The 24273-nt window shown below is 30.6% G+C and carries 32 protein-coding genes and 2 pseudogenes; 2 read left to right on the top strand and 32 right to left on the bottom strand.

What is annotated here, in order from left to right; all coding sequences use genetic code 11:
• Positions 1-5 precede the first annotated feature (5 nt).
• The 21 genes and pseudogenes from argH to AZF37_RS00060 form a co-directional block, all read right to left on the bottom strand.
• Complete coding sequence (argH, locus tag AZF37_RS00145) at positions 6-1382, bottom strand: argininosuccinate lyase (RefSeq protein ID WP_088369046.1); 1377 nt, start codon at positions 1380-1382, stop codon at positions 6-8.
• On the bottom strand, positions 1382-2554 hold the full coding sequence (locus AZF37_RS00140) for a YgeY family selenium metabolism-linked hydrolase (protein ID WP_245611967.1): 1173 nt from the start codon (positions 2552-2554) through the stop codon (positions 1382-1384). Before AZF37_RS00140 ends, argH begins: the two co-directional genes overlap by 1 nt.
• Positions 2555-2566: 12 nt before the next feature.
• On the bottom strand, positions 2567-3049 hold the full coding sequence (locus tag AZF37_RS11085) for a hypothetical protein (RefSeq protein ID WP_245611966.1): 483 nt from the start codon (positions 3047-3049) through the stop codon (positions 2567-2569).
• Positions 3049-4161: a non-hydrolyzing UDP-N-acetylglucosamine 2-epimerase gene (wecB, locus tag AZF37_RS00135; RefSeq protein WP_088369045.1), complete on the bottom strand. Its 1113-nt coding sequence runs from the start codon at positions 4159-4161 to the stop codon at positions 3049-3051. Before wecB ends, AZF37_RS11085 begins: the two co-directional genes overlap by 1 nt.
• On the bottom strand, positions 4148-4576 hold the full coding sequence (locus AZF37_RS00130) for a deoxycytidylate deaminase (protein ID WP_425425431.1): 429 nt from the start codon (positions 4574-4576) through the stop codon (positions 4148-4150). Before AZF37_RS00130 ends, wecB begins: the two co-directional genes overlap by 14 nt.
• Positions 4566-5033 carry a ribose 5-phosphate isomerase B gene (gene rpiB / locus AZF37_RS00125; RefSeq protein ID WP_088369044.1) on the bottom strand — a complete coding sequence of 156 codons (468 nt, stop codon included), beginning with the start codon at positions 5031-5033 and terminating at the stop codon, positions 4566-4568. The genes AZF37_RS00130 and rpiB overlap by 11 nt, the downstream gene beginning before the upstream one ends.
• A 91-nt stretch (positions 5034-5124) precedes the next feature.
• Positions 5125-5322: a low molecular weight phosphatase family protein gene (locus AZF37_RS00120; protein WP_088369043.1), complete on the bottom strand. Its 198-nt coding sequence runs from the start codon at positions 5320-5322 to the stop codon at positions 5125-5127.
• 73 nt (positions 5323-5395) lie between these two features.
• Positions 5396-5482 carry an arsenate reductase/protein-tyrosine-phosphatase family protein gene (locus AZF37_RS12945; RefSeq protein ID WP_088369042.1) on the bottom strand — a complete coding sequence of 29 codons (87 nt, stop codon included), beginning with the start codon at positions 5480-5482 and terminating at the stop codon, positions 5396-5398.
• Positions 5483-6535: an L-threonylcarbamoyladenylate synthase gene (locus AZF37_RS00110; RefSeq protein ID WP_088369041.1), complete on the bottom strand. Its 1053-nt coding sequence runs from the start codon at positions 6533-6535 to the stop codon at positions 5483-5485. It lies immediately after the preceding gene.
• Positions 6532-7326: a peptide chain release factor N(5)-glutamine methyltransferase gene (gene prmC / locus AZF37_RS00105; RefSeq protein ID WP_088369040.1), complete on the bottom strand. Its 795-nt coding sequence runs from the start codon at positions 7324-7326 to the stop codon at positions 6532-6534. The genes AZF37_RS00110 and prmC overlap by 4 nt, the downstream gene beginning before the upstream one ends.
• A gap of 48 nt (positions 7327-7374) precedes the next feature.
• Positions 7375-8442: a peptide chain release factor 1 gene (gene prfA, locus AZF37_RS00100; RefSeq protein ID WP_088369039.1), complete on the bottom strand. Its 1068-nt coding sequence runs from the start codon at positions 8440-8442 to the stop codon at positions 7375-7377.
• Between the two features lie 65 nt (positions 8443-8507).
• A complete protein-coding gene (rpmE, locus tag AZF37_RS00095) occupies positions 8508-8717 on the bottom strand; it encodes a 50S ribosomal protein L31 (RefSeq protein ID WP_088369038.1) in 210 nt (69 codons plus the stop codon).
• A 441-nt stretch (positions 8718-9158) separates the two neighbouring features.
• On the bottom strand, positions 9159-9416 hold the full coding sequence (locus AZF37_RS00090) for a hypothetical protein (protein WP_088369037.1): 258 nt from the start codon (positions 9414-9416) through the stop codon (positions 9159-9161).
• Positions 9417-9466: 50 nt separating this feature from the next.
• Positions 9467-9853, bottom strand: a complete 387-nt coding sequence (locus AZF37_RS00085) for a hypothetical protein (protein WP_088369036.1) — start codon at positions 9851-9853, stop codon at positions 9467-9469.
• Complete coding sequence (locus AZF37_RS12600) at positions 9850-10272, bottom strand: ATP-binding cassette domain-containing protein (protein WP_245611965.1); 423 nt, start codon at positions 10270-10272, stop codon at positions 9850-9852. Before AZF37_RS12600 ends, AZF37_RS00085 begins: the two co-directional genes overlap by 4 nt.
• A 75-nt stretch (positions 10273-10347) precedes the next feature.
• Entirely contained in the window at positions 10348-10548 is a 201-nt protein-coding gene (locus AZF37_RS12595; protein ID WP_245611964.1) for an ATP-binding cassette domain-containing protein, read from the bottom strand.
• Positions 10545-11348: pseudogene (locus AZF37_RS00075) on the bottom strand (MerR family transcriptional regulator). The gene AZF37_RS12595 and the pseudogene AZF37_RS00075 overlap by 4 nt, the downstream one beginning before the upstream one ends.
• A 414-nt stretch (positions 11349-11762) precedes the next feature.
• On the bottom strand, positions 11763-12119 hold the full coding sequence (locus AZF37_RS00070; RefSeq protein ID WP_088369035.1) for an InlB B-repeat-containing protein: 357 nt from the start codon (positions 12117-12119) through the stop codon (positions 11763-11765).
• Positions 12094-12417 (bottom strand): hypothetical protein, encoded by a 324-nt coding sequence (locus AZF37_RS00065; RefSeq protein WP_088369034.1) that lies wholly within the window; start codon positions 12415-12417, stop codon positions 12094-12096. Before AZF37_RS00065 ends, AZF37_RS00070 begins: the two co-directional genes overlap by 26 nt.
• 59 nt (positions 12418-12476) lie before the next feature.
• Positions 12477-12599 carry a hypothetical protein gene (locus AZF37_RS11975; protein ID WP_281178880.1) on the bottom strand — a complete coding sequence of 41 codons (123 nt, stop codon included), beginning with the start codon at positions 12597-12599 and terminating at the stop codon, positions 12477-12479.
• Positions 12600-12898: 299 nt separating this feature from the next.
• A complete protein-coding gene (locus tag AZF37_RS00060) occupies positions 12899-13315 on the bottom strand; it encodes a hypothetical protein (RefSeq protein ID WP_088369033.1) in 417 nt (138 codons plus the stop codon).
• A 237-nt stretch (positions 13316-13552) separates the two neighbouring features.
• Between AZF37_RS00060 and trxA the strand changes: the two genes are divergently transcribed.
• Complete coding sequence (trxA, locus tag AZF37_RS00055; RefSeq protein WP_088369032.1) at positions 13553-13858, top strand: thioredoxin; 306 nt, start codon at positions 13553-13555, stop codon at positions 13856-13858.
• Positions 13859-13924: 66 nt separating this feature from the next.
• Here trxA and AZF37_RS11070 read toward each other — a convergent pair whose 3' ends face one another.
• From AZF37_RS11070 to AZF37_RS00035, 6 genes and pseudogenes are all read right to left on the bottom strand, one after another.
• On the bottom strand, positions 13925-14131 hold the full coding sequence (locus AZF37_RS11070; protein WP_245611963.1) for a Crp/Fnr family transcriptional regulator: 207 nt from the start codon (positions 14129-14131) through the stop codon (positions 13925-13927).
• A gap of 20 nt (positions 14132-14151) precedes the next feature.
• Positions 14152-14337, bottom strand: a complete 186-nt coding sequence (locus AZF37_RS11065; protein ID WP_245611962.1) for a hypothetical protein — start codon at positions 14335-14337, stop codon at positions 14152-14154.
• Positions 14331-14582 carry a cyclic nucleotide-binding domain-containing protein gene (locus tag AZF37_RS11060; protein ID WP_245611961.1) on the bottom strand — a complete coding sequence of 84 codons (252 nt, stop codon included), beginning with the start codon at positions 14580-14582 and terminating at the stop codon, positions 14331-14333. The genes AZF37_RS11065 and AZF37_RS11060 overlap by 7 nt, the downstream gene beginning before the upstream one ends.
• A 169-nt stretch (positions 14583-14751) precedes the next feature.
• Positions 14752-15267: pseudogene (locus AZF37_RS00045) on the bottom strand (nitroreductase family protein); the annotation flags it as partial.
• A gap of 59 nt (positions 15268-15326) precedes the next feature.
• Positions 15327-16658 (bottom strand): HAMP domain-containing sensor histidine kinase, encoded by a 1332-nt coding sequence (locus AZF37_RS00040; RefSeq protein ID WP_162473743.1) that lies wholly within the window; start codon positions 16656-16658, stop codon positions 15327-15329.
• A gap of 112 nt (positions 16659-16770) precedes the next feature.
• Positions 16771-17433, bottom strand: a complete 663-nt coding sequence (locus tag AZF37_RS00035; protein WP_088369029.1) for a response regulator transcription factor — start codon at positions 17431-17433, stop codon at positions 16771-16773.
• Between the two features lie 143 nt (positions 17434-17576).
• On the opposite strand from AZF37_RS00035, the gene AZF37_RS00030 reads away from it, so the two are divergent.
• Complete coding sequence (locus AZF37_RS00030) at positions 17577-17891, top strand: hypothetical protein (RefSeq protein WP_088369028.1); 315 nt, start codon at positions 17577-17579, stop codon at positions 17889-17891.
• A gap of 32 nt (positions 17892-17923) precedes the next feature.
• On the opposite strand, the gene trmB is transcribed toward AZF37_RS00030, so the two are convergent.
• The 5 genes from trmB to dnaA form a co-directional block, all read right to left on the bottom strand.
• Complete coding sequence (gene trmB, locus AZF37_RS00025) at positions 17924-18580, bottom strand: tRNA (guanosine(46)-N7)-methyltransferase TrmB (protein ID WP_245611960.1); 657 nt, start codon at positions 18578-18580, stop codon at positions 17924-17926.
• Positions 18553-20289: a single-stranded-DNA-specific exonuclease RecJ gene (recJ, locus tag AZF37_RS00020; protein WP_088369027.1), complete on the bottom strand. Its 1737-nt coding sequence runs from the start codon at positions 20287-20289 to the stop codon at positions 18553-18555. Before recJ ends, trmB begins: the two co-directional genes overlap by 28 nt.
• Positions 20290-20292: 3 nt before the next feature.
• Positions 20293-21423, bottom strand: a complete 1131-nt coding sequence (gene recF, locus AZF37_RS00015; RefSeq protein ID WP_088369026.1) for a DNA replication/repair protein RecF — start codon at positions 21421-21423, stop codon at positions 20293-20295.
• Between the two features lie 17 nt (positions 21424-21440).
• A complete protein-coding gene (gene dnaN / locus AZF37_RS00010) occupies positions 21441-22559 on the bottom strand; it encodes a DNA polymerase III subunit beta (RefSeq protein ID WP_162473742.1) in 1119 nt (372 codons plus the stop codon).
• A gap of 169 nt (positions 22560-22728) precedes the next feature.
• On the bottom strand, positions 22729-24075 hold the full coding sequence (gene dnaA, locus AZF37_RS00005; RefSeq protein ID WP_088369024.1) for a chromosomal replication initiator protein DnaA: 1347 nt from the start codon (positions 24073-24075) through the stop codon (positions 22729-22731).
• Positions 24076-24273: the final 198 nt, after the last annotated feature.

The following is a 24273-nucleotide window of genomic DNA, read 5'->3' as shown; positions in this document are numbered from 1 at the left end:
CCCCCTTATAGTGTTAGTAGCCATTTTTTACTAATAGCTATATGCTTTTCGACTTGCTCTTTTGCCGGTCCACCTATGCTTTTTCTTTCGTTTACACACGTGAGTAAAGCAATTGCTTCATAAATATCATTATCAAAGACAGTCGAATATTCTTTAAATTCTTCAAGAGATAAAGATTCTAATGTTCTTTTTTCCATTAAACACTTAGCTACTAGCTCACCTGTAATATGATGGGCTTCTCTAAAAGGAATACCTTTTTTAGCTAAATAATCAGCTACATCAGTAGCATTTGTAAAGCCACCAGCAGCTCCTTTTTCCATTACCTCTTTATTAACTTTCATTGTTAGTAACATAGGTGTCATAGTTAAAAGACTTTTTTTAATAGTATCTATTGTATCAAAAAAGCCTTCTTTGTCTTCTTGCATATCTTTATTATAAGCTAAAGGTAATCCCTTAAGCATTGTCAAAGTCGCCATTAAATGGCCAAATACTCTTCCAGATTTTCCTCTGACTAATTCTGCAACATCAGGATTTTTCTTTTGTGGCATAATACTAGATCCTGTAGAATAAGCATCATCTAATGTAGCAAATTGAAATTCATCACTGCTCCAAAGAATTACTTCTTCACAGATTCTGCTTAAATGAACCATAATGATAGCACAAGCACTTTCCATTTCAATTACATAGTCGCGGTCGCTAACACCATCTAAACTGTTTAGAGAGACGTATTTAAAACCCAGTAAAGATTTGGTCATTTCTCTATCTAAAGGGAACGTTGTCCCTGCTAAGGCTCCTGATCCTAAAGGAGACGTATCCGCTCTTTTTAAAGCATCTTCAATTCTCCCATAGTCTCTTTTAAACATTTCAAAATAAGCCATCATATGATGAGCAAATGTAATAGGCTGTGCCTTTTGTAAATGAGTATAGCCTGGCATAACTGTATCTAAATTACCACTGCTTATTGTAATAATTGTATCTAATAAGCCTTTTAATAAATTTAATATTTCTTGCCCTTCATTTTTCGCAAATAATTTTAAATCAGTTGCTACTTGATCATTTCTACTTCTACCTGTATGGAGTTTCTTACCTGGCTCACCAATTTTTTCAGTTAATAAAGTTTCAATATTCATATGAATATCTTCAGCTCCAGGTGTAAATTTAACTGTTCTAGCTTCGATTTCAACTAAAAGCTCTTTTAGTCCCCTTACAATAGCTTCTCCTTCTTCTTGTGAAATAATCCCTGTAGCAACCAGCATTGTTCCATGAGCAATACTGCCTTCTATATCTTCTTTATATAATCTTTTGTCAAAGGTTATTGAAGAATGAAACTCTTCAACTAACTCATCTGTTTCTTTACTAAAACGTCCGCCCCATAGCTTCATTAAATTTCTCCTTCTCCTGTTAAAGCCAAAGCTAGGAAGCGATACCCAATAATACTTTTTTCCAAATCATCTATACTTATAAATTCATTAGTAATATGGGCTTCTTGCTCTCTACCCGGACCAAAACCAATTGTTTTTATACCTCTTTCACCACAGGTTGTGCTACCATTTGTGCAAAAGGAATAAACACTTATTTCAGGTTTAATTCCCGCCTTTATTAAAGCTTCTTTTGCTTTCACAACTACCGTGTCCTCTTCATCAATTTTCCAGGGTGGATAAAACTTATCTCCTGAAAATGAAAATCCAGTATATGTTTTAAAATTATTTTCTCTAAAATATAATTTATAGGAAAATTCAGAATCTTGTTCTTTTAAAGGCTCTAAAACAGCTGCAATACCTTCTAAAACATTTTCTCTTGTTTCCCCTAATAACAGTCTCCTATCGAAAGTCACTTGGCATACTCTAGGAATAACTGATTGTCCTGGATACGGTGTAGAAATAATATCGGTTAACACTAAAATACCTTTTCCTAAAACATCTTCTTTTTCCACATATTTTTCTTCAATAGCAAGTAACGCTTTATTCATTTTTAAAACACTGTTAATACCAATATTAGGATTAGAAGAATGAGCTGATTTACCGTAAGTTTCTAAAACTATTTCTCCTCTTCCCCGTTGTCCAATATTAATCCTTAACTCTGTTGCTTCACCAATAACCACAACGTCTGGTTTAACAATATCTAAAACATTATTAATTGAATAACCTTCCGCTGTTTCTTCATGAATAGTTCCAGATACATAAGCAGAACCTTTAAGTTTGCCTCTTTCAAGTGTACCAGCAGCATAAACCATAGCCGCAAAAGCACCCTTCATATCAGAAGTCCCTCTTCCAAATAATTTGCCATCAGCAATATAATGTGAAAAAGGACTTTCTGTCCACTCTGTAACATTATCAGCTTCTACTGTATCAATATGGCCATCAAAAAGAACTACTGGTCCCTCTTCTAAGCCATGAATACCGCCAATAATATTTCCAGCATCATCAATAATTATTTCATCATAATCCAAAGATTCCATAACTTTTTTTACAGTTTCTACCATTGATTTTTCTTGTCCGGTATAGCTTTTGCTTTCTATAAATTGAAAAACAATTTTTTGAAATTCTTTATCCATATTGATAGTCTCCTACTTCCTATTTAAATAAATCATCCATTGTTTTTTCCACTCTTCACTGTTTTGAAGCTCTTCTCTTCTAATAGTTTGTGTTTCTTCAAGATTTTCATATTCTTCCGGTTCCACAGCTAAAGTTGGATCTGCCTCTGTCTCTTCTAATTCACTATCCATATCCATTTCATTTTTAAAAGAGTCATTACCTATGTCCAAATGCGTTTCTTCCTCTTTTACGTAACGAGCATGTAAAAAAAGTTGAATAACAATTAATACTACATAAACGGCAAATGCAAAAAGTCCACCAATTAAAGTGTTTTCTCCAATTGGATATAAACTTAGACCAACTACTACTGCTGCTGCGATCATTAAAACTAAAAGAACAAGAAAAACTCTAACAAATTTACCATTATTTTTAATTTTAATAATTTTAATATTAATTAAGAAAAATGGTAACATAACAAAAAACATACCTAGAAATCCTACTACTCCTTTTAGCATTAGTCATTGCCTCCTCTAGATAGAATAGAAGCAATGCGTTCACTTGTTTTACCATCACCATAAGGGTTAGTAGCATTTGCCATTTTATTATAAACTTCCTTATCTCTTAATAAAAGCATTGCTTCATTGTAGATGTCCTCTTTGTTAACACCTGCTAAAACAACCGTTCCTGCTTCAACAGCTTCAGGTCTTTCAGTTGTGTCTCTTAAAACTAAAACTGGTTTTGCTAAAGAAGGCGCTTCTTCTTGAATGCCACCAGAATCTGTTAAAATAAGGTTGGCTTTTTCCATTACTTTCACAAAAGGTTGATAATCTAATGGTTCAATAAAATGAACCTGTTTATTATCTCCTAAAAAGCTATAGGCAATTTCTCTTACTTTTGGATTTTTATGAATAGGAAAAATAACTTCTACGCCCTTTTCTTCATTTAAAATATCTTTAATTGCAGAGAAAATATTTTCCATATGAACGCCTAGATTTTCTCTTCTATGTGCTGTTACTAAAATTATTTTCTTATTAAAATCAATATTTTCAAGTCCAGGAATTGTCTGAACATCAAAAGGCTTTTTAGCTACAGATAAAAGAGCATCAATAACTGTATTGCCTGTAACATAAATAGTCTTTGGATCAATACCTTCTGCTAGTAAATTGTTTTTTGCTTTTTCAGTTGGCGCAAAATGATAATCTGTTAATTTTGTAGTTAACTGTCTGTTCATCTCTTCTGGATAAGGAGAATACTTATTACCAGTTCTCAAACCTGCCTCAACATGTCCTACAGCAATTTTTTCATAAAAAGCAGCTAATGCAGATGCAAAAGTTGTGCTGGTATCACCATGAACTAAAACAACATCTGGTTTTTCTTCCTTTAAAATTGGAGATAGACCTTCTAATATTCTTGTTGTCACATCTGTCAATGTTTGTCCGCTTTTCATAATATCCAAATCATAGTCAGGAACAATATCAAATAAGCCTAACACTTGGTCTAACATATCTCTATGTTGTGCCGTTACTATTACTTTAGAATTAATAGAAGGTTCTTTTTCTAAGGCCTTCACTAATGGTGCCATTTTAATGGCTTCTGGTCTCGTGCCAAAAACACTAATTACTTTCATTTTTATCCTCCCATTTAATTACTTCAATATGCGGCGCTTCTAAAAATAAATCTACATCATTATCGTATGGATTTCTGTATAGAACCCTCGTAATCCCTGAAGCAATTATTACTTTTGTACATTCAAAACAAGGTTGGTCTGTAATATAAATAGTTGCACCTGCTCTTTCCTCTGGTGTACACTCTAAAATAGCATTAATCTCAGCATGAATTGTTCTCTTACAACGACCATTGACCTCATAACATCCAACTTCTGTACAGTGAGGCAACCCAGGTGGGCTACCATTGTAGCCTGTTCCCTTAATTCTTTTATCTTTAACAACTAAAGCACCTACCTGTCTTCTTTGGCAAGTACTTCTATCTTTAACGCGATCAGCTATTTCCATAAAGTATGTATCCCAGCTTTTACGCTTCATTGCCATCATTTCCTTTATAGCCATTTTCTATGTCTTTTATTTTATCTAGCCTTCTTTGATGACGACCACCCTCAAAATGGCTATTAATAAATGTATCTACAATCATCATTGCTAAACCATCGCCAAGCACTCTTTGTCCTAATGCTAATACATTTGCATTGTTATGACCTCTCGTCATTTTTGCAGAATAAACATCACTACACAAAGCGCAGCGAATGCCATCTATTTTATTGGCAGCTATAGACATGCCAATGCCTGTACCACATACTAAAATACCTAAATCAGCTTCCTTATTGTTAATAGCTTCTCCAACTTTTAAAGCAAAATCTGGATAATCTACAGACTCTTCTGAAAATGTTCCAAAATCCATAGTTTCGATACCTTTTTTTAATAGTGCTTCGCCTATAGTTTCCTTTAACTCAAAACCACCATGGTCAGAAGCAATTGCTATTTTCATTAAATATCCTCCCATCTTCCTTGTTCAATTAATTCTTTTATAAGATCTCTACAAACTTCATATATTGCTAAAGAACCCATAAAGGGATCTGTTACATCACCTTCCGTGCCTGTAGCAAAAAATTTAGGGTCTCCGCTTTCTCTTCAATTTTCTCTACATCAGAAAAATAAGCCTTGATAGCTTCTTCATGACCTTTGGTCATGGTTAAAATTTTATCAGTATTTTCAATTAATTCTAATGTAAGACCTTGACTTCTATGATCCTCACTAGATAAACCAATATTTTCCAATGCTTTTTCACGAGAACTAGCAGGTACCCCTTCTAATCCTTGAAGCCCTGCTTATAAAACCTTTATATCTAAATTATTTTTTTGTAAAAAAGTCCCTAGCCATTACTTCTGCCATAGGACTTCTACATGTATTTCCTGTACATACGAACAAGATAACCATTTAATCCCCCTTGTCTAAATAGTTATAATTAGCAGCTTTTTTTAAACGATTCATATAAGAAAAACCTAAACCTTCCTCTTTAGATGATTCAATAAATAAAAGCTCTACTCCTAGTTTATCACATTCTCTAAGAACTCTGTAGAAATTATGAATAACTTCTTGTAATTTATTCTCTTTTCCTAAGGTAAAAAAATGACCAGCATTAATTTGATAGTGACTTTTATTATTCTCAAAAACCAATAACGCAATTTTTTCTTCCTTAATATTTTCTTTCTCTATTATTTTAAGAATGGCATCATTAGACTCTCTAGGTTTAATAATATAGCTTTTACCCTCAGGTGCATAATGCTTATATTTCATACCAGGCGCTAAAGCTACCCTAACTTGATAATCCGATAACAAACTGTCGTCTATTTTAATTGGTCCAATTATTTCCTCAATCATTTCCTGAGTAATTGATCCAGGTCTTAAAAGTATTGGCTCAGTGTCAACAAGAGAAACAATGGTGGATTCTATTCCTTCTTCACAAGGCCCACTATCAATAATTCCCCATATTTTTCCATTTAAGTCTTCTAAAACATGACTAGCGGTTGTAGGACTTGGTCTCCCTGATAAATTAGCACTAGGCGCTGCAATAACTAAATTACCTTGAGAAAATATAGCTTCTGTAACCAACTGGTTAGGCATTCTTACACCAATAGTGCCATTAATACCTATATTTTTAGGAAACAAGTTTTTCTTTTCGTTTAAGACTAATGTTAATGGTCCAGGCCAAAAAGCCTTAATTAAAGATTTTCCTTTTTCGGGAATAGTTTCAACAATCTCTTCTAGCTGAGATAATTGTCCAATATGTAAAATAAGGGGATTATCACTAGGCCGTCCCTTAACTTTATAAACTAAATTAACTGCTTCTTCATTAAATGCATCTGCGCCTAAGCCATAAACAGTTTCAGTAGGAAAAGCAATGAGCTCTCCCTTTTTATAAGCATCTATAATTAAGTTTAAAGCAACATTATCCAGTGATTCTAAAGCTTTGAAATACTCTGTTTTCATTTTAATTTCCTCTGCATCATAATAACTCTATCTCGATTACCATCATCCTTAAAAGTTGCTACATGAATGAGCCCTTTACTTTCAAAAATCTCTTTTACAGCTAAACCTTGCAACCAGCCTATTTCTACAATCAAATAACCTGATTTTTCTAAAACTAAGGAATACTCATTACTTAGACGTCTGTAATAATCCAATCCATCTTCACCACCAAAAAATGCCCCATAAGGTTCTTTTTTTACTGAAGCATCTAAAACTTCCATTTCTTCCTTACTGATGTAAGGCGGATTTGAAAAAAGCACCTTACAAGTTATGTTTCTTTCTTTTAAAGGTTCTAAAAAATCCCCTTTTAAAGCTCTAATCTCAACATGATGGTTTTTAAAATTTGCCTTAGCGACAGCTAACGTTGTTTCATTAACCTCAACTGTGTAAATCACACTATCTTCCCAATTTTTCTTGACAAGGACAGGTAGAATACCAGAACCTGTGCCAATTTCGACTAAAACAGGATTGCTCGCCTTATCTTTCAAGGATAGAATAGCTTCCAATAAAATTCGCGTATCTTCTCTTGGTATTAAAGTAGCTTCATTGACTAAAAAATCCAATCCCATCCACTCTTTTTTTCCCATAACATAGTGAAAAGGATAGCCAGCTTCAAGCATATCTATCTTTTTTAAAAAAGTACTCTCAATTAATGAATCTACATTTTTTTCGCCATGCATATGTAAGTAAACTCTTTCTTTATTTAAGACATCCGCTAAAATAGCTTCCACTTCTGTTCCACAATAACCCACTGCCTTAGCTTTTTTTTAGCTTCTTTTAATAAATCATAAATAGTCATCTTAAACAGATTCTTTTAATCTTTCTGCTTGATTGGTTGTAATTAAAGCATTGATAATTTCTTCTAAATCACCTTCAAGAAAACCATCTAAACGGTGAATTGTTAAACCAATACGGTGGTCCGTAATTCTATTTTGAGGAAAGTTATAGGTTCTAATTCTCTCACTTCTATCACCTGTACCAACTTGGCTTTTTCTTTCACTAGCAATTTTTGCTGCTTCTTCTTCCATAGTCTTTTCATAAAGTCTAGCCCTTAAAACCTTCATAGCTTTGTCCTTATTCTTATGCTGACTCTTTTCGTCCTGACAAGAAACCACTATACCACTTGGAACGTGAGTTAAGCGAACAGCGGACTGAGTTGTATTAACAGACTGTCCTCCTGGTCCACTAGAACAGAATAAATCAACACGAACATCATTAGGATTAATATCTACGTCTACTTCCTCAGCCTCAGGTAAAACAGCAACTGTTACTGTTGAGGTATGAATACGGCCACCTGATTCTGTAGTTGGAATTCTCTGGACTCTATGGACACCACTTTCATACTTCAATTGACTATAAGTCCCTTGTCCCTCAATAGAAAAAACAATTTCCTTATAGCCTCCAACATCATTTTCATGAGAATCTAAAATATCTATTTTCCAGTTTTTACTTTCAGCAAAACGGCTGTACATTCTGAAAAGATCGCCAGCAAATAATGCAGCCTCATTGCCACCAGCCCCTCCTCTAATTTCAATAATAACACTCTTGTCATCATTAGGGTCTTTAGGTAAAAGTAAAACTTTTAACTCTTCTTCCAGTTTAATTCTCTCTTCTTTTAATTCCTTTAATTCGTCTTCAACCATTTCCTTCATACTTTTGTCAGTTTCAATTTCTAAAAGACTTTCAGTATCTGTAATTTCTGAATCTACAACCTGATATCTTCTAAAGGCCTGAACAACATTTTCCATGCTCTTATGGCTTTTCATTAACTTTTGATAGGCTTTATGATCACTAGCAATATTAGGATTCATTAGTTCTTGACTAATAGCCTCATACTTTTCTTCTATACTTTTTAGTTTTTCTAGCATAATATTTCTCCTTAATATATAAATAAAAAACAAAAGGAAGCCCCATTAAGCGCTTCCCTTTATTATTATTGTGCTTTTTTCTCGTATTTTTTCTTAAATCTCTCTACCCGGCCGCCTTTATCTACCATTCTAGATTTTGCACCTGTGTAGAATGGATGACAAGCAGAACAAACCTCAATTTTTAAATTTTCTTTTGTTGAACCTGTATTAATAACGTTGCCGCACGCACAGGTAATCGTTGTTTGTTTGTATTCTGGGTGAATTCCTTTCTTCATGAATGCTCACCTCTTTCTTCTGTATTTCTTTATGAATTTCACTCATTATTCTCTTTCGTGTACCTATTATTCTAACATATAGATTTATCATATACAACACTTTTATTATATTTTTTTGATTTAAAAACATTTATAACTACGATGACTATGCATATTTCTATTGTTAAAAGCACAATTCTTTAAAATCCTTTTAAAATCCCCCATACTATAATTATTCTTTCCTTTTACAGTACTGTAAAACAGATATCTCAACAGTCAAAATACAAAATATTCTAGCTAGAATTATTATAAACTGTAAAGTCCTTTCTTCTGTCCCAATGTTCAATAGTAGATTAATTGCTATGAAAAAACATTATAATAAAAAGCAACAAAATACTTTTAGAAGATTTTTTCCCATTCTAATATTCAATTACATAAAAGTTCTTTTTTTGCGCTTTAGGCTCATCCTTTTAATCCATTTTTCTTATATGCCACAATAAACAAATTAAAGAGCATAGCAATATTGATGCCAATGATAGTTATTGCTTGTATAAAATTAGCTGAAAAGTCATTAACAATTACATTTAGCTGTTGTGTGTAAAGAAATCCTGCCAATTTTTCCACTGGTTCATTAAAGTTAGCAATCATGGGAATAAATCCTAAACTCATAGCTATAGGCACACTATCAGCAGTAGCCACCTGCTGATTTTTAGCCAGCATACCAATAGATACACCAAGTATGATGTAAGTCATGACGCAAAGGATTAAAATTAAAAAAATTTCGTAAATTCTAAAACAGTAAAGGAACCAATGAAACCAAAAACAACGGATACAATTAGGCCTGCAAGAAAGATAAATCCACCTGTACCAATTAAATATTCACGGGGCTTTACGCCGGCCATAACAAGAAAACGAAGACTTTTCTTTTCAATATCTTCTGCTATAACCCCTGCAGTTGAAGTAATGAGAGCCATTCCAGCAAAAATAGCTACCATCATTGTAACAAAAAGGTTATTGGAGATAGCTTCATTGGATTTTGCAATAAGCTCTGTCATAATAAAAGCCACTACAGGATAAATAATAAACTGTATCAATACCATTGGCATCTTTAAAGTATCTTTGGCCTGCTTAATAAAAATAGATTTTATGCTTTTCATTCTATTTCAACTCCTGTCAGTTTAATGAAAACCGACTCTAGATCTGGCACCGTTTTTATAGCATTGTGTCGTTTGCATATTTCATATGGTGCTCCTCGCTCAATAATTCTGCCATTATGTAAAAGTGCTACCTTGTCGCAAAGGTTAGCAGCTTCTTCCATATTGTGAGTCGTTAGAAATATAGTTGCTCCTTTTTTGCGCAAATTCTGTATCAGTTTATGAATACCACGAGCTGTTGTAGGATCAAGACCACTTGTTGGCTCGTCAAAAAACAAGATTTTAGGTTCATGTAAAGTTGCTCTTGCTAATGCCAGCCGTTGACGCATACCTTTAGATAATGTGTGAACAGCTTTCTTTGATACCTCTTCAAGTCCAACACTTTGCAGTGCTTCAAGTGATTTTTTTCTGAGAAATACCATATATTTCAGCAAATACATTTAAATTTTCAATACAATTTAAACGGGTGTATAATCCATCTTCATCTAGCATAAGACCTATTTCAAAAGGAGAGGCTCCAATTTTATAGTTACCCTTATCCCTATTAAGCTGATGTGAAGAATATTGATAATAGTGGTTTTACCTGAACTAGAGGGTCCAATTAAGCCAAAAATTTCCTGTTCTTTCACCTCATAGGTTACATTGGACAACACAGATTTCCCAGCAAAGCTTTTAGCAATATTATTCATTTCTATCATTGTTCTGGCTCCTCAAAGGGATTGTCGTTAAGGTTAGTAAAATAAATTTCCAGCGCTTTTTCTAAATAAGGCCTTAGCGTTTTCCATTTAGCGCTCCAGTTATCATTTTCACCATCTTTGCTTTCAGCTAATTTCATAAGTGAAGGTAACAAAGACATATCTCCATCAGTAAATTTCATAACCATGTCCCACCATTCTTTAGCAAGAATCTGCCCCTCCTCACTTTCTGATGGTCTTTCTTTATTTTGAAGCTCCTCTGATTTATCACACAACTTACACATGGTATTCATGATTGCTGTACCGCTTTCCATATTAAAGCGATTACGAATCTGATCCAGTACCTGATCATCAAAATGTTTAATCAATCCATAAAACTGATTTTTCATCTGCAAATTTACAACAATATCAGAATGCCTCTTGAAATCTACGGTTTTCATTTGCATTGTTTCTAAACGCAATTTTTCAATAGCCTGTAAAACATCTGATAAAGATGTAATCTTTTCCCTAACTGCTTTTGCCTGTTCTTCTAATGCAACAGCTACATCTTCAGGAGTATCAAGAAGTACAAGTCTGTTTTTAATATCATCTAATGTAAAGCCTAAATATTTCATAGACTGAATTTAATGAAGAAGAATGAGATCTTTATCTGTATAAAGTCGTCGTCGTCCCAAGCTTTCAGCTGAGGGAGGAAGTAGATTCTCTTTATCATAATATTGCAAAGTACGCACAGTCGTATTCATTTTCCTTGCTAGCTCTCCAACAATCATATATCCTTCAGGAATTGCTCTATTCTTTTCCATACTTACACCTCCTATATACTAGTATAACTCATTACGTAACGTCATAAACAAGCAAATGAAATTAATAAAGAGCATTTACAGTACTTGATTTAAAAAAGCAAATTCAAAAAATCAAGATGATACATATTTTTATTTTATATGTGTAAATTTTAATAAAAATGTTGCCGATAACTAAGAGAGTCTGGATATTCCTGCCCTTGATTGGTCTGTATTTAAAGTAGTAGGTCCATTCCCAATGCTATGATTGCTGTTTAGAAAAGGATATTTACTAAATGCTTTCCAAATTCTGGATATAAAAGCATCAATGCTCCTTATCTTGAAATCTATTCTAAAAGAGATATTTTCTATCAAATAATACTTTCAAACAGGAAATAAAAAAGAGAATATCTAAGTGCAGTATATTCTCTTTTTTATTTATATTCTATTTGTTATGATCTCTTTTTTTCTGAAACTATTTAATCCAACTATTACAATAACAAGACCAAATAATAATGATGTCATACTACTTACTAAAATATTATTATTACCTGTTTTGGCTAAATTGATTGAAGATTTTGATTTAATTAAATTATTTGCAGAAGAACCTTGATTTTTTTCATTGTTATTCTCTGAAGATATTGTTCCACTATTTTCTTGATTTTCAGTTGGAAGCCATTTTGCATGAAGCGTTATATCAGTATTAACAACATCATTATCAAAGTCCCATTTATTTTCAAGAGTTGCTTCTTTATGCCATCCAGCAAAACTATGCCCGCTGTGAGTAAGGAGCATCTGGAGCAACTATTAATGTACATTCATCAACATTTTCTATTGCTTGGACAGGACTACCGCCATTTGATTCAAAATTGACAGTATATATACTGTCAATAGTTCCAGATTGATTATAATAATATGTTAACTCAATTTTATGACCTAAAGCAAAGTTTGCTGGTGTCCAGTATGTTGCTGGATACTCAGGATTATCAAATGGATCTGCTGCTAAATGAAATGGATAAGCTGACAACTTCTGAAAATTTGTACCATTTGATGTAAAAAGAATTTCGCTTACTTTTTCTGATTTCCATGTCATTTCATCACCGGCAAAGCCAACACCAGCACCACTTGTTATAGAGCTACTATAGCTTGGCTTTACAGCAGGTGTTCCCCTAAATCGTCCACTGCATAAAATCCTGCTAAATAAACGGTTCCTGTTAATCCAGATGGTACAATAAATGTACTTGTTTCAGTAAAATTTCCATTGGCATCATACATCCCAAAATATTTTAAATCACCAACTCTTGAACCTGCTACATAAGTATCCGTAAATTGACCAACTTCTTTAAAATCTATTTCTTGACCAACAACTGCACTGAAGTCTATAGATAGTTCATTTACTTTCCAATACTCAGTTAAGCTTCAATATTTGTTTTGCTTTTGCCAATAGGATTTGGCTGTTCAGCTAAATCTTGACTATTCTGGTACTTCGCTGCTGAAACACTGTATTTTTTGACCTCAGCTGCTAATACTTTTACTGTTATAATTTCATCAGTGCCTGTATATGCTGGAATTTTTTAATAGACACTTCTATCAGTTTTACTATAAGGTGCTAATTTATAATTTGTAGGAATACTAACACCAAATTTTGCATTGATTGCTGGAATTTTCAACATATAATCACTTACATAATCTCCATAATCAGCATAACCCTCATCTATGCCAATTAAGCTACTATTAAGGTAATCTCCTGAATAATACTCAATACTAACTTTATGACGATATCTAGTAATGCCAACTTGTTCTAATTCATATAAGCCTTTTCCTTTTTGTATATTTTGTAAGTCATTACCATCTTTATCAACCAGCAAACTGCTTGCTTGATCTTTAGGAAAATAATCACCATTTTTTACAATTTCAAGCTTTTCTTCATTGGCTATTACAGTTGAGACTGGTAAAAAAATACCCAGTAGCAAGCTAACTAAAAATATCAAAATAATAATTTTTTCATCTGCTTCATATTTCTTACCTTCTTTATATTTATTTGCATACTTTACAGTCTTTTCTTCATGCTTTTTTATTATACCATAATTGGATATTCATAACAATATTATATGCTATATATATTTATAATTATTATAATTATAAAATCAATATTCAATATGTGACTAATTTACAGAATTCATTTCTCAAGGATGTTGTTATATATCTAAAGATAAGGAGTGATAAAAATGCCACTAACAGTAACAAAAGAAAATTTTGATTTAGAAGTTATAAAATCTGAAAAACCGGTGCTTATAGATTTTTGGGCAGCATGGTGTGGTCCATGTAAAATGATTTCCCCTATTATTGATGAAATTGCAAAAGAAAATAGCGATATTAAAGTTGTAAAAATAAATGTAGATAAGGAATCAGAATTAGCTGCTTCTTTTCAGATAATGAGTATCCCAACTTTAGCAGTAGTGAAAGAAGGGCAAATAGTAAACCGTGTTTCAGGTGTTCGGCCTAAAGAGGCTATTTTGGAAATGCTAAAATAATAAACTCTAAATAATTATTAAAAAAGAAGGTAACAGCTGTTACCTTCTTTTTTTTCTGAAGCTATATTAATAATTATTAACTAAATTTTGTAATTGTTCAACATCGAGTATTTTAACCCGCCCTCTATGTAATTCGACTAAGCCCTTTTTTAAAAATTCTTTTAATGTTCGCGTGACAACCTCACGAGCACTACCTATATTTTTAGCAATTTGCTCATGAGTAAAATAAATAGTTAATGAATCACTATTACCTATTTCTTCTAGTAGAAACATAGCCAGTCTTTTATCAAAAGTTAAAAAAGCATATTTTCCATCCCTTTAATAATATTAGAAAATTTCTCAGCAGTAGCCTTTAAAATATAATTCTCAACATAAATATTTTTCTCCATTATTTGAGAAAATACAGTTGGATTAATGAGTAGTACATCTGAGTCTTCCTCAGCATTAATATACACATCAAATGTAATATTTTTTAACAAGCAAGATGCCGATAAAACACATACCTCGCTTTATTGACCCTAAATAAAGTAATCTCTTTTCCTTCTTCAGACAATATATATACTCTTAGTATTCCTTTTTGAACAACTATAAAGCCAGTACACTCATTTAAGGGGCTGTGAATACTTTCTCCTTTTTTATAATTTAAAAGAGTCGTATTATTATTAATAGTAGCTTTTTCTTTTTCAGAAAGATTTTTCCAAAATACGAGAACTTCTTCTAACATTATTTAACTCTATTTACATTTATTTTATATTTTAATTAATCATTGACTTTATCTTAACCTTTAAAATAACTTATTTCGATAATAAGTATAAAAATAGAAGCTACTATATATAGTAGCTTCTAAAACAAAACTTATATTTCTTAAATTAGTCAATAATATGAATAACATTTTAATTACGATGAATCTCAACTTCTTCCGACTCATTGCTATAGCCTAAAGTAGCACAACCAATTACTTGATGGTCTTCTGGAATTTCAATTTTATCCAATACTCTACGAACATAATGTTCATTACACAAATTTGTCAACTGACTCACCCAACAAGAACCAATATTTAATTCTGTTGCCTGAAGAAAAATATTTTCTAAAGCCAAGGAACAATCAGCAATTTTATTTTCATAATCTTTAGGTGCTGAAGCAATTACCAAAGCGGGCGCATTAAAATAAAAATTATAGTCTTTTTCTCCTGACATTTTTATATCTTCTAACCCTAAACTAGTTTCATTTGTTATTTTTATAGATTGGAATATTCTGATAACATTTTCATTTAATTCCTTTAAAATAGCAGGATTTTGAACAGCAGTAAATTGCCAACACTGGCTATTCATGCCACTTGGTGCATAGGTTGCTGCTGTTAAAATGGCATCTCTTTCCTCATTATTTTTAATTTGTATTGTTTTATAGGACCGGGTACTTTTCTTATTATTATTGCTTCTAAGATATTATCCATTTTCATATCCTCTCCTTACTTCTTTTTATCATTAGGTATTTCTACAGTAAATAGAATACCATTATTAATGTTTTCTATTTTATAGCTAAAGTTATGTAGTGAAAGAATTTGTCCAACAATATAAAGACCCATACCGCTCCCACCGGTTTCTCTATTTCTTGACTTTTCACCTCTATAAAAAGCATTAAATAGCTTTTCTTCTTTAATATCTTCATCACTTAATGGGTCACTATCATTGTAGACATTGAATATTATTTTATCATTTTTATGATATAACTCTATAGCTATTATACTATCCCTATTAGCATATTTAAAACCATTTATGACAATATTATTAAATGCTTTTTTTAGAAGGGACTGATCTCCTTCAATCATAATATTTTCTCCAACATCTAATGCATAAGTTAAAGATTTTTCTTCCATAAGATAGTTGGCTTGTTCAACGGATTTTGAAATTAATTCTGATAAATTAATTGATTGTGGCTTCTTTTCAAAACCTGGATTTTCAAGCTTTGATGAAATTAATATTTCTCTAACTAAAGTATCCATTTCTTCCATTAGATTATAGGATCTTTTTAAATATTTATCTCTGTTTTTATAGGCTCCAATATTATTTATCATACCTTCAAGCTGGCCTTTAACAGCAGTAATCGGGGATTTTAATTCATGAGACATAATAGCAATAAAAGTTCTTCTTTTCTCTTCTTTTATTTTTTCTCTTCTAATATCATCTTTTAATTCACTATTGGCTTCTTCCAACTCCGTCATTGTTTTATGTAAATTATCTGAAAGCATATTAAAACTCATACCTAATTGCCCTAATTCATCTGGTGTTTTCACATTGTTTTTTACAGTAAAATCTAAGTTAGCCATTTTACTAGCAATAGCATTTAATTTAATTAAAGGTATAGTAATCATTTTAGAATAAATAATAGCTATTATTGAAGATATTAAAAGAGTTCCTAAAAATATATAAGGTATAAATAGATATAGAACTTTAGATACTTCCTCTACTGGCTGTAAGTGGGTGGAAAAATAAACCACATAATTTCCATTTTTAAATACAACAGGAATTTTTACTAAATAAGTATAATTATTGGGATTTTTACTACCATATATTTCTTTTTGAATATCACCTACATCAGAACTTGCCATTCTTAAATTAATAGGTATTTTTGAACCAAACATACTAATTATGTTATTGTAATTATCTGTAATCATTACTGAATTATTATTGCGGACAGCAAAATCTTCCAGTAAAGATTGACCTTCTTTTAAAGTCATCTCACTGGCTGAAGAAACAATATAGTAAGCCTCTCTATCTAATGATTCTTTTTTATAATTCAAATAAAATCCAGGTAAAAAAGAATAAATGAGAAAATAAATTAGACTTACTCCTACTATTAAAATAATACTAGTAATAAAAAATATTTTTAATGAAATGCTTTTAATTTTGAATCTAATCTTCAAATTTATAGCCTACTCCTTTCAATGTTTTAATAAAATCCAATTTAATTTTTCTTCTAATGTTCTTAATATGTGTATCAATTACACGAGTATCTCCATAAAAATCATATCCCCAAATATCATCTAATAATTTTTCCCTAGACAATACCTTACCTTTATTTTTAATTAAAATAGATAAGATTTCAAACTCTTTAGTTGTTAATTCAACTTCTTCACCATCAACTGTTACTGAATAACCATCAAAATCTACAAATAAGCCCTCTTTTGAATAACTATTACTCGAAACACCTTTAGTTCTTCTTAAAATAGCCTCTACTCTCTTAAGGAGTATATTAAAAGAAAATGGTTTAGTAACATAGTCATCAATACCAATTTCAAAAGCTTTTAACTGATCATATTCTTCTTCTAATGCAGTTAGCATTAAAATTGGAATTTCTTTATTTTTATTTCTAATGAGCTTGGCTATCTGATAGCCATCTACTTCTGGCATCATAACATCCATAATAATTAAATCATATTCCTTATTTTGATAAGCAGTAAACCCTTCTCTACCATTATCAGCTAAGTCTACACTATATCCCTTATCTCTCAATATTTCTACAATTATTTCTTGAATATCTTTATCATCTTCAACAACTAATATATTATCCGCCATATTTAATTCCTCTCTTTAGTTAATAAAGTTATTATAACACTTTAAGATGGATTTTAAATGAAGATTAAGATGATTCTCTTGCATTTAAGAAAAAAATAGCCTAATATTAAGTAGACATTAATATTTTATAAGGAGGGGTCATTATGGAAACATTAGCAGACAAGAAAAAACCCATTTTAACAACTGTATTAACAGTAGCTGGATATATTCTATTATTATGTAGTATTCTTCAATTCATTCTTTATTTCGTATCTCCAGTAGCAACAGGACAATTAACTATTGATCAGTTATTTCAAACTGTTGAGTTTACAACTGTATTGACAGCATTAGTTAATTTATTCTTAAGCTCTTTTTCTGGTTTTGCTTTACTTGCTTTAGGCAGAATTATTTTCGTTATCCAAGCAAAATACTTACCAAACAAAGAAGTTAAAGTAAACGCACCAAAAATCGAAGAATAATATTATATCGGCATTATAAAAAACACAGAGAATTAATTCTCTGTGTTTTTTGTTTGAGGCCGAATAGCTTCTAATCTAAAAATAGGCTGTCCTTTTATTCTAAATTTATTTTCATATTCTGTTGGAAAATCCATAGCACCTTCTTTTTTATGATAGTCATAATCTACATTATTAAGTTGCCAATTTTCTTCTTTAAATATCTCTATACTATAATCAAATAAATTTTTATTATCCGTCTTAAAATGAATATCACTCCCCCTGTCTAAAACATTATAATATTCTTTTAAAAAAAGAGGAGAAGTTAAGCGTCTTTTAGCATGTCTTTTTTTAGGCCAGGGATCTGAAAAATTTAAATAAATTCTCTGTACTTCATTTTCTGTAAAAATATCACTTAATAAAGAACCATCCATTAATAGAAAACATAAATTTTTCTGATTTTTCAATTTTATAACAGCTTTATATAAAATTTCTTCCACTCTTTCAATAGCAATAAAATTAATATTTTTATAATAACAAGACATAGCATCAATAAATTGACCTTTTCCACAACCAATTTCAATATATATAGGATTATTATTGCCAAAATATTCATGCCATTGACCTTTATATACTGTACCATCTTTAATAAAACGCTCTCCGCCAAAGGTTTCTATTTTTTCTTCTATTCCGTTGATGTTTCTAACTCGCAAATTTCCGTCTCCTTATCTAAAACATGATGAATAACAAATTGGATTTTTTTTCTACCATTATAGATATTCCATTTAGGATAGCCAATAAAATGATAGTCATTATTTCTCTCTAAAATTTTATTAAATGCAATAAAATTAATATTATTATAGCTGAATTTACTATGCTTTTCCTTTAAGATAAGTAAATCTCTAACAGGTATATCTTTCATAATAAATGAAGGTCTTTTAAAACCCATACCAAAAGGTTCTAGTTGCTCTAGTAAATCAATAAAAGACTCTGTTAAATGATGGGTTCCCAATGAGCCATCAATAATTACCTCATCAACTATATCTTTATCTTTAAAAAACTGTAATCCCTTAGTCTCAAGTATATTTTTTACAACTACCAGTTGGCTTTCATCTAATGTAATACCACAGGCTAAAGCGTGTCCACCATAACTTAAAAGAAAAGATTTTACATTATCTAAAGCCTCTTTTAAATTAAAAGGTTCAAAAGATCTTCCTGATCCTTTAACATTATTATTGCTATCTTTTTTTAAAACAATGGTTGGTCTTTTATAAGTATCCATAATTCTACTAGCTATTAAGCCAGCTAAACCTTCTTCAATGCAACTATCATAAATAAAGAAAAAGTCCTTTGTTGGATCAACAAGGCTATCACTAATAACTAATTGCTTTTCTAAATTGGATTTTCTTTCTTCATTCATTTTAACTAAGTCACTGCATAAGGATTCCATTTTTTTTGGATTTTCAGTAATTAACCATTCTACTGCTTTTTCAGGTTTGCCATATAGTCTGCTTTCAGCATTTAAAATTGGGCCATAAATAAAACCTAAATCATAACTAGTTACTGTTCTTTTTAAATTAAGCTTATCTTTTAAAAACTTTAAATTCAAACGACATTTATCCCAATTCCATAACATTAGTCCATTTTTAACTATAACTCTGTTTTCTCCAACTAAAGCGCCTAAATCTGCTACCGTTCCTAAAGCCACTAAATCCAGTTGCTTTAATGCTAAATTTTTTCTATCTAATTTTTCGCAAACTCTAAGAAGTATTTTAAAGATAACACCAACACCTGTAATTTCTTTATTGGGATAAGTACAGCCATCTTGTTTAGGATCTACAATTAAAGCATTTGGCAATATATCATTTGGCTCATGATGATCCGTAACAATAACAGTCATTCCTAATTCATTAGCTTTACCAACACCTTCTATACCTGCAATACCATTATCCACAGTAATAATTAAATCTACATTTTCTTTTTTTAAAGCTTCTACGCCAGTAGGTCCAATTCCAAAACCTTCTGTAAAACGATTATTAACATAATAAGTAACATCTCCACCTAATTTTCTTAAAATAGAAATAGCTACAGCAATGCCTGTTATACCATCTGCATCATAATCTCCGTAAATACCTATTTTTTTCTTATTTTCTAAATAATCTAAAATAATGGAGATAGCTTTTTCTTCATTTAAAAAAGTATTATTTAGTAAACCATCAATTTTGCCTTCTATAAATTTTTGACTATCTTCATCTATTTGTCTAGCTTTTAAAAGGGCTGTTATTAAATCTTCACCATTACTATTTATTAAAAGATATTTCTTTTTTCTATTTTTTAATGCTTCTTTTTTACTTTCAATTACACAAGAACAAATTAATTCATCCTCTACTTGTTCTCCGCAAATTTCACAAATATATGCCATAATCTACCTTTCTTTAAGTGTTCCTTTTTTAATTTCAATTATTTTCGCTTTTTCTCTTATTAAAGTATCTATATCATTTAAATCAGTAGATGTAATAACTGTTTGAATATCTTTTTCTAAGCTTAAAAATAATTTGTTTTTTCTCTTTTTATCCAATTCTGATAATACATCATCTAAAAGTAAAATTGGATATTCACCTTTCTTGCTTTTTATTAATTTAACTTCAGCTATTTTTAGACTTAAAGCTGCAGTTCTTTGCTGTCCCTGAGAACCAAATTTTCTAGCAGAAGTACCATTTATCATTAAATTTAAATCATCTCTGTGGGGTCCTATTAATGTATATCCCTTTTCTAAATCCTTCATTCTAGATTCTTTTAATTGATTAAAATACAAAGATTGAAAAGAAGCAAGCTGTCCTGTTTCTAATAAGGATATAGGTAATTTTGATTTATAAATAACATCTAAAGTTTCCTCACCATCCGTTAAATAATTATGAATTTCCCCAGCCATATTTTTCAAATGATGAACCATATCTATTCTACTTTTTAAAATAACTGTGCCATATTTACTTAACTGTTCTTCCCAAACATCCATAGAATTTAATAGATTCTGCCTTCTATAAGCTTCCTTAAGTAAAGAATTTCTCTGTTCTAGAATTTTCTTATATTGATTAATATAAATAAAATACTTATTTTCGGTTTGAATTAATTCATCATCCATATATTTTCTTCTCAGAATTGGGTCTCCTTTAACTATATATAAATCCTCAGGAGAGAAAAAAACAGCACTAAAATAACCTATATAGTCTTTTAATTTTTCTATTTCATAATGATTTAAAAAAAGTGATTTTTTACCATCTTTTTTCTTTTTATCATAACTAATTTCAATATTATTGGAACCAAATTTGTTCAAAAAAGAAGCAGAAATTTTAAAATAATCTCTGCCCCAAAGTATTAAATCTCGATCTTTATTATTTCTAGCTGAATTTTCAGTGGCCACATAGTAAATACTATCTAGTAAATTACTTTTCCCCTGTCCATTATCGCCAATGAAAATATTAATACACTCATCTAGATTACACTGAACAGAATCATAATTGGTAAAATTTTCTAGTTTTATATTATTTAAAATCATCTATTTTCCTCAAAGATTTATTGTAGTCTCACTGGTAAAATTAAATAGAGAACGTCTTCTGTATCACTGATCGGCTCAATAATACCTGGATTTTGAGGTGTGCTTAATTTAACAACAACTTCTTCTGTATCAAGGGCTCTTAATACCTCTATTAAATATTTGGCATTAAATCCTAATTCCAAATCTCCACCATTTGAATAAATAGGAATTTCTTCATAAATGTCTCCAATTTCAGAGGATTTACAAGAAACAATTAATTTATTTTCCTCAATATTTAATTTAACTGTATTTAGCTTTGATTTTAATTCATCTCTTGTTAAGAGAAAAGCTCTATCTAAAGTTTCAAGGAAACTTCTTCTCATAATTTTTAATTCAATACCAAACTGACTAGGTATTACTTGGCTATAGTTAACAAACTTACCTTCAATTAGTCTAGATACAATTTTTCTATTTTCAATTTTAAATAAAATTCTATTATCCGTTAAATGAATTTCTACATTGTCTTCTGGATTAATAATGCTGGCAATTTCTTTTAAAGATTTTGCTGGTACAATAACTTCAGTATTCTCAATATTATCCAAATCTAGTGCCATTGATGTATGACAAAGTCTATGAGTATCTGAGGATACAAAGTGAATTCTATTTTCTTTTATTTCAAGTAAAACACCTGTAAAAATTGGGCGATTTGAATCATTTGATACTGCAACTTGAACTCTTTGAATACCTTTATTTAAATCTTCACCTTTCATTGTAAAAATAATATTGCCAATAAAATCATGAATAGCAGGATATTCTTCCCCATCATAAAAATTTAATTTTAATTCTGATGCACCATAATCAATTTTCAATTGTTTATTCTCACCTGTTGTAAAATACAAATCAATTGCAGGTAATTTTTTCATCATTTCAACAAAATACTTTGAAGGAATTACAATTTTGCCGGGTTCCTCTACAGTAATATCTAACTGGCATTCAATGCCGAGTTCCATATCTGTTCCTCTTAGAATTAATGTATTGTAAGTTGTAGTTTCTATGTAAATACCACTTAGTATTGGCTGAATATTATTATTTGAAATTCCTTTATTGACAATATTTAATTGTTGAACCAAATCTTTTTGATTAATGACAAACTTCATTTTCCCAGGTCCTCTTTTCTTTTTCTTTTTTTTCTTTTTTATCATCATTATCATCATCAGTTATGTGTATAACGTGTATAAGTCTAAAAATTCTCTCTAGAATAGTAACCTTAGACTGTGGGAATCCTGTGAATTTCTTGTGAAAGTTATTAACAGTTTCCACAAAATCTTAAAATTTGCCAGTTTCTAGTGACTCCTTAATTTGATTTACTACTTGTTTTACTTCTGGATTTGTAGCCATTGAAATGGCAATTTTATCACAAGCATGTATTACTGTTGTATGATCTTTACCTCCAAAACATTTGCCAATTTTAGGTAGGGATAATTCTGTTAATTCTCTGATTAAATACATAGCAATTTGTCTTGGAAAAGCAATATTTCTAGAACGTCGCTTAGAATTTAAATCCTCTTCACGAATGCCATAAAAAGTTGCAACTGTTTTTTTTATTGTATCATCTGTAATACGCATATGTATTTGATTATTGGCAATATCTTTTAAAATACTTTGAATAAATTCTTCTGTAATATCATCCCGTTGCATGTTATTTAATGTAACATAAGCGTCAACTCTGAGCAATGCGCCTTCTAATTCTCTAATGTTAGATGTGATTTTTTGAGCAATCAAATGGTAAGTTTCCTCTGGTAATTCAATATCATCAAGGGAGGCTTTCTTTTTTAGAATAGCTACTCTAGTTTCAAAATCAGGTTGACTGATATCTGTGAGTAAACCCCAAGCGAAACGAGAAGTTAATCTTTCTTCTATTTTCAATTTATTAGGAGCTTCATCACTGCTAATTACTATTTGCTTATTAGCATCTTTTAACGTATTAAAAGTATGGAAAAACTCATCTTGAGTTTTTTCCTTATTTTCTAAAAATTGAATGTCATCAATTAATAAGAAATCAATATTTCTGTATTTATCTCTAAATGCGTCAATTTTACCCTTTTGAATAGCATTAATTAATTCATTAGTAAATGTTTCTGTTGAGACATAAAGCACATTAGCTTTTGAATTTGATGATAAATAGTGGTGACCCATAGCATGCATTAAGTGGGTTTTACCTAATCCAACTCCTCCGTAAATAAAAATAGGGTTATAAATTTTAGCAGGCGTTTCAGCTGCAGCTAAACAAGCAGCATGGGCAAAACGGTTATTTTCGCCAATTATAAATCCTTCAAAAGTGTATTTAGGATTAAGGTTATTAGTGGATAAGTTTGCTTCTTTGGGTTTTTTAGTACTTTTATTAATGATTGAATTGTATACATCTGATTGGTTTTCCACAAAATCAACAGATAAGATACTATTGCATAAACTATTGATAGTATTATTGATAAGTTCAAAATAAGTTTTCATTAAAAGTTTTTTAGTAAAACTGTTGGGAACTGCTATAACAGCGTTAGTTGTATTGATGCTAATGATAGTTGCATCTTTAAACCAAGCATTATATGTGCTGTCATTTTTCACATTTTTTCTAAGTAATTTAAGAAATTGTGTATTAATTGACTCAAGGGACATTGTAAATCTCCTATCTATGGTATATTCACATTTTATTTAAAGCCGAATATGGGGAAACTGTGGATAAGTTTTTGGTTTAAAGGTAATTATCCACTGTTTTTTAACATATCCATAAATTATGAAAAGTAATCTAGTACGTAATAAGAATGATAACAAAAATTGTCCACAATTTCAATAGAATACCACAATTAAATATCC

Source organism: endosymbiont 'TC1' of Trimyema compressum (genome assembly GCF_001584725.1).
In the GTDB taxonomy this organism is placed as follows: Bacteria; Bacillota; TC1; order TC1; family TC1; genus TC1.
The sequence above is the reverse complement of the archived record's forward strand: the minus strand, read 5'-3'. Positions and strand labels throughout refer to the sequence as shown.

What these genes read in the sequence shown, in the direction of transcription:
- argH (WP_088369046.1), bottom strand. Translation starts at nt 1,382, where the DNA reads ATGAAGCTATGGGGCGGACGTTTTAGTAAAGAAACAGATGAGTTAGTT.
- AZF37_RS00140 (WP_245611967.1), bottom strand. Translation starts at nt 2,554, where the DNA reads ATGGATAAAGAATTTCAAAAAATTGTTTTTCAATTTATAGAAAGCAAA.
- AZF37_RS11085 (WP_245611966.1), bottom strand. Translation starts at nt 3,049, where the DNA reads ATGCTAAAAGGAGTAGTAGGATTTCTAGGTATGTTTTTTGTTATGTTA.
- wecB (WP_088369045.1), bottom strand. Translation starts at nt 4,161, where the DNA reads ATGAAAGTAATTAGTGTTTTTGGCACGAGACCAGAAGCCATTAAAATG.
- AZF37_RS00130 (WP_425425431.1), bottom strand. Translation starts at nt 4,576, where the DNA reads ATGAAGCGTAAAAGCTGGGATACATACTTTATGGAAATAGCTGATCGC.
- rpiB (WP_088369044.1), bottom strand. Translation starts at nt 5,033, where the DNA reads ATGAAAATAGCAATTGCTTCTGACCATGGTGGTTTTGAGTTAAAGGAA.
- AZF37_RS12945 (WP_088369042.1), bottom strand. Translation starts at nt 5,482, where the DNA reads ATGGTTATCTTGTTCGTATGTACAGGAAATACATGTAGAAGTCCTATG.
- AZF37_RS00110 (WP_088369041.1), bottom strand. Translation starts at nt 6,535, where the DNA reads ATGAAAACAGAGTATTTCAAAGCTTTAGAATCACTGGATAATGTTGCT.
- prfA (WP_088369039.1), bottom strand. Translation starts at nt 8,442, where the DNA reads ATGCTAGAAAAACTAAAAAGTATAGAAGAAAAGTATGAGGCTATTAGT.
- rpmE (WP_088369038.1), bottom strand. Translation starts at nt 8,717, where the DNA reads ATGAAGAAAGGAATTCACCCAGAATACAAACAAACAACGATTACCTGT.
- AZF37_RS00090 (WP_088369037.1), bottom strand. Translation starts at nt 9,416, where the DNA reads ATGCTGGCTAAAAATCAGCAGGTGGCTACTGCTGATAGTGTGCCTATA.
- AZF37_RS00085 (WP_088369036.1), bottom strand. Translation starts at nt 9,853, where the DNA reads ATGAAAAGCATAAAATCTATTTTTATTAAGCAGGCCAAAGATACTTTA.
- AZF37_RS12600 (WP_245611965.1), bottom strand. Translation starts at nt 10,272, where the DNA reads ATGGTATTTCTCAGAAAAAAATCACTTGAAGCACTGCAAAGTGTTGGA.
- AZF37_RS12595 (WP_245611964.1), bottom strand. Translation starts at nt 10,548, where the DNA reads ATGATAGAAATGAATAATATTGCTAAAAGCTTTGCTGGGAAATCTGTG.
- AZF37_RS00070 (WP_088369035.1), bottom strand. Translation starts at nt 12,119, where the DNA reads ATGCTCCTTACTCACAGCGGGCATAGTTTTGCTGGATGGCATAAAGAA.
- AZF37_RS00065 (WP_088369034.1), bottom strand. Translation starts at nt 12,417, where the DNA reads ATGACATGGAAATCAGAAAAAGTAAGCGAAATTCTTTTTACATCAAAT.
- AZF37_RS11975 (WP_281178880.1), bottom strand. Translation starts at nt 12,599, where the DNA reads ATGTATGATGCCAATGGAAATTTTACTGAAACAAGTACATTTATTGTA.
- trxA (WP_088369032.1), top strand. Translation starts at nt 13,553, where the DNA reads ATGCCACTAACAGTAACAAAAGAAAATTTTGATTTAGAAGTTATAAAA.
- AZF37_RS11070 (WP_245611963.1), bottom strand. Translation starts at nt 14,131, where the DNA reads ATGTTTCTACTAGAAGAAATAGGTAATAGTGATTCATTAACTATTTAT.
- AZF37_RS11060 (WP_245611961.1), bottom strand. Translation starts at nt 14,582, where the DNA reads ATGTTAGAAGAAGTTCTCGTATTTTGGAAAAATCTTTCTGAAAAAGAA.
- AZF37_RS00035 (WP_088369029.1), bottom strand. Translation starts at nt 17,433, where the DNA reads ATGGCGGATAATATATTAGTTGTTGAAGATGATAAAGATATTCAAGAA.
- AZF37_RS00030 (WP_088369028.1), top strand. Translation starts at nt 17,577, where the DNA reads ATGGAAACATTAGCAGACAAGAAAAAACCCATTTTAACAACTGTATTA.
- recJ (WP_088369027.1), bottom strand. Translation starts at nt 20,289, where the DNA reads ATGGCATATATTTGTGAAATTTGCGGAGAACAAGTAGAGGATGAATTA.
- recF (WP_088369026.1), bottom strand. Translation starts at nt 21,423, where the DNA reads ATGATTTTAAATAATATAAAACTAGAAAATTTTACCAATTATGATTCT.
- dnaN (WP_162473742.1), bottom strand. Translation starts at nt 22,559, where the DNA reads ATGAAGTTTGTCATTAATCAAAAAGATTTGGTTCAACAATTAAATATT.
- dnaA (WP_088369024.1), bottom strand. Translation starts at nt 24,075, where the DNA reads ATGTCCCTTGAGTCAATTAATACACAATTTCTTAAATTACTTAGAAAA.